Here is a 14,420-nt window from a genome sequence, read left to right on the forward strand (position 1 = left end):
CGTACTCATTATGCTCATCCTACTTTTTTCGGAAAGTCCTTTGGCTTTTCATCAAACCTGCGAACGATGTGCAGCATAGCCGGAGCAGGCAGGAAAGTAAAATTTTTTGATTTTAAATGGAAAGACCAGACCTGGAACCTCATGTTCCTTATCGGCTCGGTAATAGGTGGATTTGTTGCTACAAATTACCTTAGCAGTCCATCTCCCGTAAAATTATCATCCGCCACAATCTCCGATTTAAATCAATTGGGCATTAAGTTCGATGGTGGGTTAAATCCAACCGGCCTGTTTTCACTGGAAGCAATGAAAGATTTAAAAACGCTGGCTATTTTACTCATCGGTGGTTTATTAGTCGGTTTTGGATCTCGTTATGCAGGCGGTTGTACTTCTGGTCACGCCATATCCGGGCTTTCGAATCTGCAAGTACCATCACTAGTAGCCGTAATCGGTTTCTTTGTTGGTGGCCTGATCATGACTTTCCTCATCATGCCTTTTATCTTTTAAATCTAAAAAAATGAAATTCATAAAATATATTCTTGCAGGAACACTTTTCGGAATCATCATGACCAAGTCTGAGGCTGTTTCCTGGTACAGGATCCAGGAAATGTTCCGTTTCCAGTCTTTCCATATGTATGGAATTATTGGTACGGCCGTTGTACTTGGCGTAATTGCAGTATGGCTGATCAAAAAATTCAAAGCCAAGGATCTGGCCGGAAATCCGATTGTCTTCCACGATAAGGACAAGGCCTATATAAAATACCTACTAGGCGGCACCATTTTCGGCCTGGGCTGGGCACTCACCGGCGCCTGTCCCGGCCCCATGTTCGTCAACCTTGGGAGCGGATATGCCGGTATGGCGGTGGTCATCCTTGGTGCGCTCCTGGGCACCTATCTATACGGAGCGATGAAAAGCAAGCTCCCTCATTAATAAAATAGAATCTGATGAGCAAACTAAGGGCTATAATAGACCATAGATGTCCCAGGTGCCGAAAGGGAAAATTATATACCCATTCCATGTTCCATTGGAAATATGATCAGATGAATAAAAAATTTGCCTGCTGCAACCTGAACTATGAGATAGAGCCGGGCTTCTTTATCGGAGCGATGTATGTGAGCTATGTTTTCATTGTCGCAGAACTTGTCAATGCGGGCATTCCGGCATTCATGATCTTTGGCGAAGAAGAGCAGTGGGCAATCATCGCAACCACTATTTCGCCGGTCATCCTACTGTTCACCTTCAACTACCGCTATGCCAGAACCCTTTTGCTCCATGTCCTCTCTCCGATCAAATATGATGAAAGTGCAGGCAGAAACTGCTGAGAAGATTTTGGGGCGCTGTGACAAAAGTTACAGTGCGAAGAACCGCTAAAGGGTAAATTTGATGTAAACCTGGCAAAGGCAGGAATCATACCGTTAAACACATTAATCAAAAATAAAAACACATGAAAATAGAACAATTTGAAGACAAGCACCTCTCCCATTACAGCTATGCGGTACTGAGCGAATGCCGGAATGAAATCATATTGATCGATCCCTCCAGGGATCCGTCTGCATATTACCATTTTGCCGAAAAACACCAGGCCAAAATAGTTGGTGTTATCGAGACGCACCCGCATGCGGATTTTGTGAGTGCTCATCTTGAAATCCATCATAAGACCGGCGCAACAATATATTGCAGCAAACTCAATACGCCGTCCTACCTGTTTTCCCCATTTGATGAAGACCAGACGATAACCCTGGGAAAGATCACCTTAAGGGCAATCAACACCCCGGGGCACTCTCCGGATAGTATCAGTATTTTGCTCGAACACGATGGGAAACAAAAAGCGCTATTTTCCGGAGATACCCTTTTTATCGGTGACTGCGGAAGGCCGGATTTAAGGGAAAGCGGAGGTGATTCAATGGCGGAACGCAATTTCCTTGCCGCCCAAATGTACCATTCATTAAGGGACAAACTGATGAAACTCTCAGATGAAGTGATTCTGTATCCGGCACACGGGGCAGGTACGCTCTGCGGAAAAGCGTTGAGCGAGGCCAATAGCAGTACCATTGGTGCTGAAAAAAGAAGTAACTGGTCACTGCAGGAAATGACTGAGGCCGATTTTGTGAGCGCATTAAATGAAAACCAGCCATTCATTCCATTTTACTTCCCTTTTGATGTGGCCTTGAACAAGAAAGGCGCAGCACCGTTTGAAGATTCGGTAAGTGCGGTTCAGATCATGGAATCCGGTGAAAACTTAAAACCAAATGCCCTAATTATCGATACGCGAAGGGAAGATGTTTTTAAGAAGGGACATATAGAAGGCGCTGTAAATATCATGGATGGAAACAAATTTGAAACCTGGCTGGGCAGCATTGTGAAGCCTGAAGAGCCTTATTATCTTATGGCAGAAAATCTTGCTACATTGCATAGTCTTATCGCGAGGACCGCATCCATCGGGTATGAAACGCAGCTTGCCGGCGGTTTTATAAACGCAGTAGAAACTGTCCCGGATGAGATTATCGATATCCAAAATTTTAAAGAGAACCAAAATGGATATACCATTGTGGATGTGAGGAACAAGACAGAGCGTATGGAAAACAGTATTTTTGAGAACAGCATAAATATTCCACTGGGAAATTTAAGGGAAAGGGTAAACGAAATTCCGCTGGAGCAACCCGTAGCAGTACACTGCGCCGGTGGATACAGAAGTGCGGCTGCAAGCTCACTGATTGCATCCGTTATTGATGGCAAGCAAAAGGTGCTTGATATTGGTGAGGCCATTAAGGATTTTCAGAATTAATATTTTAAAAGTGTGAAAACAGAAAGAAACAACGAGGATAAACTGCAGGTATTTGCCCGGTTTGGAAAATATCTCGTATGGACGTCATTTCTATTCGTTGTGATCATGTTTTCTCTTGTTTTAGCACTCAGCGGATTTCATCTTCCAAAAAGTTTCTATGCGGATAAGCCTAATCCATCCATTCAAAAGAATCAAATAAAACCTTTAGAGCGCCGTGTTGCTAAACCCGAATATTGGAAGGCGCCTGATACGATGCAGCTTCAGGGCAAAGCTGATGCGGATCTGATCAGGTATGGCCGGGATTTGATTGTCCGTACGGCATACTATTTAGGGCCGCAGGGTATCGTAGGAAAGCTGACTAATGGTATGAATTGTCAGAACTGCCACTTGGATGCAGGAACCAGGCCCTTTGCGAATAATTTCTCCATCTTTTATGCAGGTTTTCCAAAAATGAGCGCAAGAAGCGGTAGAAAGGAAGAAGCCTTTGAACGGATTAATGAGTGCTTCGAGCGAAGCATGAACGGCAAAGCTCCGGGAAGAAATTCCAGGGAAATGGTCGCCATGTTGGCCTATTTAAAATGGGTTGGAAAAAAACAGGATGCCGCACATTCCATTGCGGATAATTCGGTAAAAAAAATCCCATATCTGGATGTGCCTGCAGATCCCCTGAAGGGGAAAATGGTATATGCCTCCAAATGCAGCAGCTGTCATGGAGAAACGGGCAAAGGCGTTGCCTCACCTGATGGAAAAGGATATATGTACCCTCCCCTTTGGGGCAGGGACAGCTATAACGATGGTGCAGGAATGTTCAGGCTTGGAAATTTTGCAGGATTTGTCAAAAACAACATGCCTTATGGCGCCACCTACAAAGATCCGAACTTAACGGATGCGGAAGCCTGGGACGTAGCTGCATTTGTGAATGCGCAGCCCAGACCGCACCTGGATTCCAAAAACGACTATAAAAACCTGTACACAAAGCCAATAGATTATCCCTTCGGGCCATATGCAGATCACTTTAGCGAAAAGCAGCATAAATATGGTCCCTTTATTGACATGGCTGAACAGCACGCACCTATAAAACAGAAAAAATAGAAACATGAAAAAATTACTGATCTTACTCCAGCTTGTCATCATGATGGTCATCACCACCAATGTATCTGCACAGGAGACAAAAAAACCGTTTACGGGTGCTGTTGCAAAAAAGAAATCATATAAAGCGCTATATGTACTTAACAGTGCCGAGGAAAAACATATTTCGGGAACACTCAGGAACATCAACAATGCTTTGGAGGATCCAAGATTGAAGGGAAAACTGGAGGTTGAGCTTATCGCCTTCGGGGATGGCGTGGCGGTTTATCGCAAGGATGGAAAGTTCCTTGAGCAGCTTAATTTGCTAAAGTCAAAGGGCGTAATTCTTGCGCAGTGCGAGAATACCGTTCGCGAGCGGAAAATCGATAAGTCAGATCTCTTCGATTTCATCAGCTATGTGCCAAGCGGCAACGGAGAGATCATCATCCGTTCGGCGGAAGGATGGGTAATCGTTCATCCCTAATGTAAAAACCAAAACGGCAGTGAATCTTTAAAAGGTGCAAATTGGTATTTCGATACGATGCAAAGATTAGGATCAGTTGTGCCGGATCCATTTCACCCGGGGCCGCAAACGCCGAAAATTATTGTCATGTTTAAATATCAATGGCTTATGCCGGCAACACTAAAATTCAAAAGGTTCGACAAAATTGTCTATCATCGTATGTGCTGTGCGGAGTAACGCATTTAAAAATGCTAGGGAATTTATCGAAAAGCTACATAATTAAAACAGTACTCGCCCAAACAGCATTGATAAAATTTTGTTAATCAGGCATGCGGTGATCCGTCAACCAATATTATCAATAATGGAAAAAGAAGAACAAGCCATTCCTAAATCAAACACTGGTGACCATCTGGCCAACGAACGGACTTTTCTTGCCTGGATAAGAACTAGCATAGGAATTATGGGCTTTGGTTTTGTGGTGGTAAAGTTTTCACTTTTTATCAAGCAGATCACTCTCGCTCTTGGGGCCAAAGCCGTCGTACACCAAACCGGCAACTCACAGAGGATAGGAATACTTCTTGTCGGGGTAGGCGCACTGACCATCATCCTGGCATTTATGCGCTATCAAAAAACTCATACACTTATTAATCAAGGCAGTTATTACCATTCCTCTACACTCATCAAAGTCCTTACCGTGGTTATTTTCATTTCAAGCATGCTTTTGTTGATATATCTTGTAAGAACGACTTAGCGGATCTCTGACATGGAAACACTGATTGTGAGCACGAATACCAAACTTGAGAGAACCCGTACTTTATCACCGGTCAAATATGTTTCGCTACCAAACGCAGCAGGTCGTGAATATCGAAAGGCTTTTTAATAAAATTCTCTGCAGCGCAGCCCCTTCTAATGTCATAACGGTCCGCATGAGCACTCATCATGATAATCGGAACATTCCGGGTTTTCTCTAAGGACTTCAGGTAACTGCAGACTTCAATGCCGTTTCCATCGGGGAGCATAACATCCAGCAGAAAAAGATCTGCAACATGATCACTTAGCCCTGCCATAAACGAGCTTACCGAAGAAAACGCGGAAACCCCGTACCCCTCACTGTTAAAAAGAAGCTGTAATACTTCGGTTATACCCTCATCATTTTCCAAAAGATATATCATCTTTTCCATTTGTCATGCATATTGTGGGTTGCCCCTGGTTATAATAAATCTGATTTGCCATTCCTACGAATGTTTTTTAAAGGTCTAAAAAGGCCCCTACTTCCTCAATTTTCGCTTCTCATTGAGATGGCCGGTTTCCAGGTTCAACCGCTCCAGCAGGTAACGCAATAAAACCTCTCTATCTTGGTTTGCGGGGTGATATGCGTTATCTCCACCCTTTGCTGAGGATTTATTATGGTCAAAAGTTTCAAATGGTTGTGAAATATTTTTCTCTGTCATAATTTAAATTTTAGGTTAAATATTTTGCCTATTATTTTTTAGTTCCTGAAATTGCCAGAGCCAAACGAAGTCCAAAAAGGAAACCTGCCCTCCGCTGCTTTTCCAACCCTCATAACGAAGGCCGAGATCTGCACTATAATGCTTCGAAATTGGAATGCTGGCACCCAAAGTCGGTCCGTAGGCAAAAGAGGTATTCAGCCGGTCTCCAAGAGTATTTGCTGCACCAAGCTCAAGGGCAGCGTAATAGATACCTTCAAAGTAATATTTTGCTCCGACTTTAATTGGAACAACACCATTCATGCTTGTTGGCTCTCCTAAATAATCGAGACGTTTTTTTACCTCATCCCTGTAGCGGAAAGTCATATAGCCCGCAGATCCGGTTAGGTTGAGGTGCTCCGAAACCTTGAATTCCACCTTTGTTGATGCCCCATATCCGTTGACATAAGTTTTAGCCGTCTTACCGGTCGGAAAGCCCATGACAAAGCCTACCGATATCTTGGGGACGGCAGTTTGATCTTGCGCCTTTACCTTTACAGTCATTAATAACAGGAAACAGATCAGAAAAGGTTGAAATGTCCATCCGGCATAGGCACTCATAGGGAGGTCCTGTAAAAAATGTTTAACTCGGCCGCAATGCTTTCCAGGTAAGGGGCAAGCTTAAAATCTCTTGATACAAAGGATATTACCCCTTGTTTTTTACATTCCCAAACCGTCCCAACCAGCTCTCCCTCGATGTAGACCTGGTTGCATCTTTTCTTTGGGACATCTATGCAAATGTGTTTTCCCCCGATTTCAAACTCATGGTTAAATTCTAAATCTTTCATATTTTCCTTTTTTCTTATCTGACTAATAAAAAGATTTGCCGGGCGGCTAATATCCGCCCGGCAATGTTTTATAGCGTCTGACCGCTTTTGATCTCATCGTTCGCGGGCGAAATAATCTCTGTCCCGGCTTTGATGGAACCAAAAATCTCGGTCATCTCTGTTCCCTTCATCCCTTCCTTAATGTCAACGAGCTTGGCTTTACCATTTGCAATTTCCACTACGTACTTCCGTTCTGTAGAACGCACGATAGCAGAATTAGGCACAAGAAGCGAAGTCGCACCGGATTTAAGCGGGATTTCAACCTCGGCATACATGCCGGCCTTCAACCTGTTATCTTTATTGGCCACGTCAACCTCGACGATTTCCTGGCGCATGTTGCCCAGTGAATTTGCAGACCGGCTGATCTTGGCCTGGCGCTGTTCCCCCGGCAGCGCATTGAAGCGGAACTTGACCATCTGGCTTAGGTCCACTTTGTCTACATAATCCTCAGGTATAGAAACTTCAAGCCTCATGTGGGTCAGGTCCTGCAATACCAGCATGGGTAGGTCCGAAGATTTGCCCGCCGACACCAGTGCTCCCGGTGATACATTCCTGTCAACGATCACCCCGTCAAAAGGCGCATATACTTTCAAGTAGTCCTGCATGGTACGTACGGAGGATACATTTGACCGCTCAGCCTCAGCTATGGCCTTATCTCCTTTCATCCTGGAAAGCGCATTATCAAGTTCTAGCGGAGATACCGAACCTTCCTCTTTTGCTGCTTCTTTCAGACGTCTGTATTTCTCACTGCTCGCCGATGCGGTCTCCCGTGCCTGCAGGTAACGGGAATTTGCCGATTGCAATTGTGATTCGAGTTCCGGTGCTTCCAGGGTCATCAGCAGCTGGCCTTTGGTCACCTTAGAACCCAAATCGACCAGTATTGCTTTCACAAAACCATTGGCCTTGGGAAAAATGTTCACCTGGTTGAAAGGCTTGAGCACCCCGGGAATGCGGGTAAAACTGGAAAGGGCCTCTTCTTCGACCTTTGTGGTTTCATATTTGGCTTCCTTGCCGTTTTTTTCGGGACTGATGTTCACGGGCTTCTGGTTTCCGCCACACGCGGCCAGAGTACTTATAATTATTATGATGGGAATGAATCTGGTTTTCATGTTGTTTATCTTTTAAATTCTTGTTTTTCTAGGCATTAGGTTTGGTTCTTTTAAGCTGCTTTTTTTCTGTACCCAAGCGAAAACCTGCGGAAGGATGAAGAGCGCGGCAAGGGTTGAAAAGAATAGCCCACCAATAACAGCCCTGCCGAGCGGCGCGGTCTGTTCACCGGATTCGCCCAACCCAGAGGCCATCGGGATCATCCCGGCTATCATCGCAAAACTGGTCATCAGGATCGGCCTTAAACGAATCCCGGCACTCACCACTGCCGCCCGGGTAGAATCCTTGTAATCCAGCCTGAGTTTTTCGGCGTTGGTCACGATAAGTATCGCATTGGCCACTGACACCCCGGTGGACATGATCATCCCCATGTAGCTCTGCAGGTTAAGCGTAGAACCTGTAAGCAATAATGCGGTAAGCGACCCAAGGATTACAGCAGGAACGGTCGAAAGAACCGTCAGCGAAAGCTTGAAAGACTGGTAATTGGCCGCAAGCAGCAGGAAGATCACCAATATCGCAAAAGCAAGTCCGCCCTGAAGAGAAGATAGTGTTTCAGTCAACAGGCTCGACATACCTTTCACTTCAGCAGTTAGTCCCTTAGGAGGCGTGCCTACGGACTTTAGTGCCTTTTCTACATCAGCAGTTGCCGTTCCAAGATCCTTTTTATAAATGTTTGCGCTCACGGTCAGAAAGCGTCTTGGCCCGGAGCGGTCATATTCTCCTGGAAGGTAACTGGTATTGAAAGTAGCGATGTCGCCCAGTACCGGACTGCTCTGCCCTTTAACCAAAGGAATTTCTTTGAGCTCATCCATTGTATTCATGACATACTCTGGAACCTGTACCTGTACCTGGTAGGTATAGGCGGTTTTTTCATCGAGCCATTGGTTCTTCTCAGTAAATCGGCTGGATGAGGTACTTGCAGTAACTGACCTTGCGATATCAACCACGTTCAGCCCAAACTGCGCCGCCTTTAATCTATCAAGGGTAATAGAAACCACGGGAATGTGCAGGGGTTGAGCAATCTGGATATCACGGAGGTAATCTATTTTTTTAAGTTTAGAGAGCACCTTATTAGCGTAAGACTCGATCTGGTCCATATCTTTTCCTGCTACTCTGATCTCAATAGGAGTTGCAGCGCCTTGGCTCATAATCTTTTCGGTCATGTCAATCGGCTCAAAGGTGATACGTAGGTCAGGAAGTTTATAAGCGATGTTCTTTCTCAGCGCATCTTTCAGCTCATCCATATTTACCTTATAATCTTCATCAAGGTTCACCTGAAGCACAGCCTCATGGGTACCGGTATTGAAGATATATAAGTTACTTGTTCCGTAACTACTCGGAATAAGCCCAACGTATCCCGAACTAACTGCGATATGGTTATCTACTGTCTGATTGATAATGGAAAGTACCTGCTTAAATTTCTCCTCGGTGCGCTCTAATCTGGTACCGTCCGGCGCTTTGATGCGTATCTGGAACTGTCCGTTGTTGAGCTTTGGCATCATATCCTTTCCAATAAAAACAAATCCCAGTCCTGCAAGAGAAATGACCAGAACTAAATAAATCCCGACAATACCTTTTTTCATCGGCATCCACCGCTGGATGATTGCCATAAACCGCACCTTCACCCTTTCAAAGAAATCATTTTTTTCCGGTTCATCCTTTTCATTTTGCAGATGCTTTTCTACCTGCTCTCCTTGCCTCTCGTCCAGGGCCTCTCCTGCATGAGCATGGATCTTACCATGGTCATAGTGCTGGTAACGTTCTTCGTTTATCATCCAGTTGGATAGAATGGGAACTAAGGTCTGGCCCACGATGAAAGAGACAACCATGGTGAAGCCAATCGAAAGGGATAGTGGCAAAAACATCGCCTTTGGTATACCGTTCATCATAAAAGATGGTGCAAATACGGCCAGAATACACAGCAGGATGAGCAGCAGCGGGAATGCGATTTCTTCACAGGCATCGTAAATGGCTTCGCGTTTGGGCTTGCCCATTTCCAGGTGCTGATGGATATTTTCGATCGTCACCGTTGCCTGATCGACCAGGATCCCTATTGCAAGTGCCAGACCGCTCAAGGTCATGATATTTATGGTCTGACCGAACATGCCTAGTAAAAGCACCCCAATTAAAATCGATACCGGAATGGTGATCACCACGATAAGACTGCTTCGCAGATCACGCAGGAATAGCAACACCATTAGGCCCGTTAATAGTGCACCAAGACCACCTTCAGTGATCAGGCTTTTTACCGAGTTGATAACGGCAACAGACTGGTCAAATTCATAAGAGATGTGGACATCGTCCGGCAAGAGGCTCTGCATTTCGGGGATTTTGGCCTTTAAGGACTTTACCACTGACCAAGTCGAGGCGTCTGCTGTTTTGACCACAGGAATATACACAGACCGTTTCCCGTTGATCAATGCATAATCCACGGTAACATCCGCTGCATCGGCAACCCTTGCCACATCCCTTACCAATATTGAAACGCCGTTTTTTGTAGCTATTGGAATGTTGTTGAATTCATCGACCGTTTTAACCAGGGAGTTCATAGAGGTCACCATCATGGTATTGTCCAACCTTAGATTTCCCGAAGGAGACATGACATTGAACTTGGATAAAGCCCCTACCACCTCGTCCGGAGTCAGATTATAACTCCTTAATTTGCTCGGATCTACACTAATGGTAATCGAGCGGGAATTGGCACCGAATGGCGGTGGCGCTGAAAGCCCTGCGACAGAGGAAAACATGGGCCTGATACGCGTTGCCGCCATATCATAGATTTCTTTCAGACTGCGGGATTTGGCCGAGAGTACAAGCTGGCCTACTGGCAGTGAAGAGGCATCAAAGCGGACCACCTGCGGAGGCAAAGCGCCTGGAGGGAAGAACTTCATGGCCCGGTTAACCTGCAAGGCAACTTGGGCAGAAGCCTCTGCCATATTGGTGCTTTCATAAAAACTCAGCTTTAGCATCGTCAAACCCTGAATGTTTTTGGCGGTAATATTCTTAACGCCATTAACATAAAGAAACTGATCCTGTAGACGAGTGGAGAAGAAGCCCTCCATCTGTTGTGGAGACATACCTCCGTAGGATTCAATAACATATATTGTCGGCGAATTAAGCTGGGGGAAAATATCTATTGGGATCTTCAGCGCACTGAGAACTGCAAAGAGCAGTAAACTCGCGGTGATCACCACTGTTGTAATCGGCTTTTTCAGGGCCGAGGTAACCATTGACATATCTTTATTATTTTAATGTGTTTAACAGTGAATCTACTTGGTTGGTGGCGATAGCCTTTTGAAAAAGCGCCCGGATGTACAGATATTTTGCGTTGACAAAATCGGTTTCTGCACGGTAAAGGATGGTCAGGGCTGCATTGAGCTCAATGATGTCGGTCAGCCCGTTCTTATAAAGCGAGAGCTTCTGGCGATACCCTGCGGCCGCTGCCTTTAGCTGGTTTGGTATTTCATCGAGTCTTTTATGCGCGGTACTGATCTCAAGTCCTGCTTGAAGGGCGGCATTTGATAACATTAACCTTTCCTGCTGTAGTTCCTTTAAGTAAAAATTGCTACTGGCCTTTTGGGTCCTAAGCTTCAACTGACGCCTGCGCAGATCAAATAAGTTATAACTGATCCCTACGCCCACGAGGTAATTTTCCCGTTGCCATTCCAAGCCATTCGAGAGACTGTTGAAATTATCATTGGCATCAATGCTTGATCCCCTTGACCAGGCAGCAGCTTGCAGGCTTACCTTTGGATTATAGGCTTTTTTGACCAGGTTTTCCTTCTCAACGCTGCTTAGATAATTGCTTTTGTAGAAATCAAGCAGCGGATGGCTTGAACTGTCGGTCAACTTTACCGATAGGTTTACCTCAAGCGATTTTAGCCGATCCAGGATCGTACTGTCAGCGACAATACTTTCCGGATTTAGCCCGCTGATTGCTGCAATGTCGAGCTGAACCTGTCTGTAGGTATTGTCCATTTCAATATAGTTCAATCTTGATTTGGAGAGTTCGGCCCCTGCGATACTGGTATCCACACCCGGACGCACACCGCTTCTGGCAAGGGATAAAATCGAACGGTTGATCTGCTCATTGCGACTGATATTGCTTGCTTGAATGGATAGCATGTCCTGAAGCTTTAGTAGACTCAGGTAATCATCAATAGCGATGGCCCTTGTCTGGTATCGGCGCTGGGCAAACTTGGATCGTTCAACGACAAGTTCTGATTTGGCGACTGCATTCTGAGCTTTATAGGCACCAAAATTATAGACCTCCCAATCAAGGGAGACAATACCAAGATTAGTAAGTGTAGCCTTGGTAGTGCTTTCAGTCCTAACACCTCTGGAATTGGAGGGAACTATACCAAAGGCCATATAAGGTCCTGCCACGTTATTGTTTGAGCCCAGATCTGCCTGATAATTAAGCTTCAGATTTGGAAGGGCATTCGCCGCGGTCTCTCTTAACTGGGCGGCACGTATATCAACTGTTGCTGAATCAGCGGCCAGTGAAGGTGAAAAAGCGGTCACGTGATCGATCAGATCAACGATCCCGATGGGCTTTGGGGAGGTTTGGGCATGGCTTTCCAGCCCCATATATAAAAGTGGGAACAAACAGAAAATCTGTTTAATACGGATCATGTCTTTAAATTAAAATTTAAGGAAAAAGATTTGACGGACGTCTTGGACAGGAAACACGGTGATTAACCGGCCGTCGTCACTTCATCATTTGAAGGACCTGTCAATAAAAGAAAATTGAGATAAATCTCAGATCCGAAAGACCTGGTTGGAAATATAAATTGGGACTGATCCGGCAATCCTGTATCTGATCTCAAGAAAATACCTGTTTAGGTTAGAGGCTAAAAGCGAAAGCCCCAAAAATAAGATGACGCCGATAAGAAAAGCTTCCAAAACAGGAAGCACGGTTTTCTTGCGTTCATCAAGGATACACTTAAATTGTCTGGTAATTTTTGAATCCTTTCCAAGCGGAGAAAAGCTACCTTTGTACTGCGCAGCTGATTTTATTCCCCGGGCGGACTCTAAAAGGGAGAGGTTGGATAAAAAAAAGATATTGCCCAAAGAGATAATCAGGTACAGCAAGACGACTCCAATTATAGAGCAATTTGGTACCTGCTTAACTTTCAAACCCTTCAAATTTAACAACCTAAATATATAGGCGCTAAAATCTGCATTAATCTAAAAAGATGAGAGGATAAACCGCAACAAAACCGTTACAAAATATCAACAAATATTAGGTTACGATATTTCTCACCCTACTTTCGATTGTCATCGAATAATTTCTTTTTCCTATACTGTCCCTCCATCTTGTTGTTCAAAACTTTATCAAAATTAACCACAGCTTCACAATGCTCAAAAAGGGTCGAACTTCCGCGGGTTGACCCTACTAAGTGGCAATATGAGGCATCTAAAAAGTATGCCTCTTATTTTTTAAACATTAAGAACTTGAAAATAAGTCACTTACAATAGATTAAATTGAATTTTTCGGTTCGAACTTTTTAGAATTTTCCCTAAAATTAAGATATACCGCAACTATTTATAAAACACCAATTGTCTAGACATCAGTGTTGAACTCCATAAACTGCTATCTAATTAGCCAAATAAGCATGTGGATTAGTTTCAATTGCGAACATCGATCAGCTTGAATATTATTCAATTATAGGATAAACGGGGGAAATCCGTTTGGTCTAAATTTTTTTACAATTATGCGCAAATGCCATGTAGCTTGCATTTAATTTAGAAGGTACATACCCTCGGTTTAACAACGTGATTGATTTAACACCGCCATTGAAATGAAATTTGTATTTTTTGTTTTTTGAAATAATTTGATGAAGCGGGAATTGAAAGTTCATGCATTATTTAATGCATTCCTCAACTCGCATCTAGCCTTCATTTTCATAGAATTCGAATTATCAAGTACTCATCATCAAAAACTGAAATTCTTATTTGAATAATGGAATGAGTTTATGAGAATCATATCCTAAAAAACCCATTTTTTTAAGGCTAGAGAAAGGACATACCAAGAACAACCTCAAACCTTGGTAAATATCAAATAATGAGGGAATAATGAAAATAAAATGAATGGAATAAATTTGCCTATTTATAAAAATGAAAGGGCAACTAGAATGCTGCCCTTAATCAATTAATGCTCACGGTGATTGGCATCTTAAGCAGCTACTCCTGTCATTCTTCTGCATTCTTCCGCACAAGCCTTACAAGCATCTGCACATTCCTGACAATGCTGGGTATGATGATTACTACACTCATCTCCGCATTGCTGGCAAATATCTGCGCAAATACGGCAAATGTCTTGAGCAAAAGAGCTACCCATACTCATCAATTGAGCGGCAGAGTAGCAGATGGCTGCACATTGCATATCAAGCTCAATACACCGCGCCATCATTTTCACGTCTTCTTCCTGAGTGCATGAACTTGCACAATGATTGCAAATTGAAGCACACTTTAAGCATGCATCAATACAGTTTTTCCATTCATGGTATCCCATAACTTTAATTTTTTAGGGTTATAAAAAAATTCCTATATAGATAACATGGTTATTTCCAGGCGGTTTCATTTTGTTTAAGAAAAGCTTTAATCCCGTGATATGATGCTTGTTTAAACGGTAGAAGAATAAGAAACTGGTTCTCGTATTCAAATAAGGAGGAATAGTGAT

At 43.9% G+C, this 14,420-nt stretch carries 15 protein-coding genes; 7 read left to right on the forward strand and 8 right to left on the reverse strand.

What is annotated here, in order from left to right:
- Positions 1-66: 66 nt before the first annotated feature.
- The 7 genes from ACQ86H_RS23630 to ACQ86H_RS23660 all read left to right on the forward strand — a co-directional run bounded on the left by ACQ86H_RS23630 (position 67) and on the right by ACQ86H_RS23660 (position 5,065).
- Positions 67-504, forward strand: coding sequence for a YeeE/YedE family protein (locus ACQ86H_RS23630; RefSeq protein WP_431292694.1), 438 nt, complete (start codon positions 67-69; stop codon positions 502-504).
- Between the two features lie 10 nt (positions 505-514).
- Complete coding sequence (locus ACQ86H_RS23635) at positions 515-928, forward strand: DUF6691 family protein (RefSeq protein ID WP_056095276.1); 414 nt, start codon at positions 515-517, stop codon at positions 926-928.
- Between the two features lie 110 nt (positions 929-1,038).
- Positions 1,039-1,320 (forward strand): hypothetical protein, encoded by a 282-nt coding sequence (locus ACQ86H_RS23640; RefSeq protein WP_146202964.1) that lies wholly within the window; start codon positions 1,039-1,041, stop codon positions 1,318-1,320.
- Positions 1,321-1,442: 122 nt separating this feature from the next.
- Positions 1,443-2,783: an MBL fold metallo-hydrolase gene (locus tag ACQ86H_RS23645; RefSeq protein WP_056095282.1), complete on the forward strand. Its 1,341-nt coding sequence runs from the start codon at positions 1,443-1,445 to the stop codon at positions 2,781-2,783.
- Positions 2,784-2,795: 12 nt separating this feature from the next.
- The gene (locus ACQ86H_RS23650) at positions 2,796-3,875 is read left to right on the forward strand and encodes a c-type cytochrome (protein ID WP_199562757.1); all 1,080 of its coding nucleotides are present in this window, start codon (positions 2,796-2,798) and stop codon (positions 3,873-3,875) included.
- A gap of 4 nt (positions 3,876-3,879) precedes the next feature.
- Entirely contained in the window at positions 3,880-4,335 is a 456-nt protein-coding gene (locus ACQ86H_RS23655; RefSeq protein WP_056095285.1) for a DsrE family protein, read from the forward strand.
- A gap of 340 nt (positions 4,336-4,675) precedes the next feature.
- Entirely contained in the window at positions 4,676-5,065 is a 390-nt protein-coding gene (locus tag ACQ86H_RS23660; RefSeq protein ID WP_056095288.1) for a YidH family protein, read from the forward strand.
- A gap of 73 nt (positions 5,066-5,138) precedes the next feature.
- Here the strand turns inward: ACQ86H_RS23660 and ACQ86H_RS23665 are convergent, their stop codons facing one another.
- From ACQ86H_RS23665 to ACQ86H_RS23700, 8 genes are all read right to left on the reverse strand, one after another.
- The gene (locus ACQ86H_RS23665; RefSeq protein ID WP_056095291.1) at positions 5,139-5,495 is read right to left on the reverse strand and encodes a response regulator; all 357 of its coding nucleotides are present in this window, start codon (positions 5,493-5,495) and stop codon (positions 5,139-5,141) included.
- 87 nt (positions 5,496-5,582) lie between these two features.
- Positions 5,583-5,765 (reverse strand): hypothetical protein, encoded by a 183-nt coding sequence (locus ACQ86H_RS23670; protein WP_056095295.1) that lies wholly within the window; start codon positions 5,763-5,765, stop codon positions 5,583-5,585.
- Between the two features lie 15 nt (positions 5,766-5,780).
- Positions 5,781-6,362, reverse strand: a complete 582-nt coding sequence (locus ACQ86H_RS23675) for a hypothetical protein (protein ID WP_431292695.1) — start codon at positions 6,360-6,362, stop codon at positions 5,781-5,783.
- A complete protein-coding gene (locus ACQ86H_RS23680) occupies positions 6,359-6,589 on the reverse strand; it encodes a hypothetical protein (protein WP_056095301.1) in 231 nt (76 codons plus the stop codon). The genes ACQ86H_RS23675 and ACQ86H_RS23680 overlap by 4 nt, the downstream gene beginning before the upstream one ends.
- A 68-nt stretch (positions 6,590-6,657) precedes the next feature.
- Positions 6,658-7,737: an efflux RND transporter periplasmic adaptor subunit gene (locus ACQ86H_RS23685; RefSeq protein ID WP_056095304.1), complete on the reverse strand. Its 1,080-nt coding sequence runs from the start codon at positions 7,735-7,737 to the stop codon at positions 6,658-6,660.
- 12 nt (positions 7,738-7,749) lie between these two features.
- A complete protein-coding gene (locus tag ACQ86H_RS23690; protein WP_431292696.1) occupies positions 7,750-10,965 on the reverse strand; it encodes an efflux RND transporter permease subunit in 3,216 nt (1,071 codons plus the stop codon).
- Positions 10,966-10,978: 13 nt separating this feature from the next.
- Positions 10,979-12,370 (reverse strand): TolC family protein, encoded by a 1,392-nt coding sequence (locus ACQ86H_RS23695; RefSeq protein ID WP_056095310.1) that lies wholly within the window; start codon positions 12,368-12,370, stop codon positions 10,979-10,981.
- Positions 12,371-13,913: 1,543 nt separating this feature from the next.
- Positions 13,914-14,252 (reverse strand): four-helix bundle copper-binding protein, encoded by a 339-nt coding sequence (locus tag ACQ86H_RS23700; RefSeq protein ID WP_008245450.1) that lies wholly within the window; start codon positions 14,250-14,252, stop codon positions 13,914-13,916.
- Positions 14,253-14,420 lie beyond the last annotated feature (168 nt).

It is taken from the genome of Pedobacter sp. P26, from assembly GCF_050632135.1.
GTDB lineage: Bacteria > Bacteroidota > Bacteroidia > Sphingobacteriales > Sphingobacteriaceae > Pedobacter.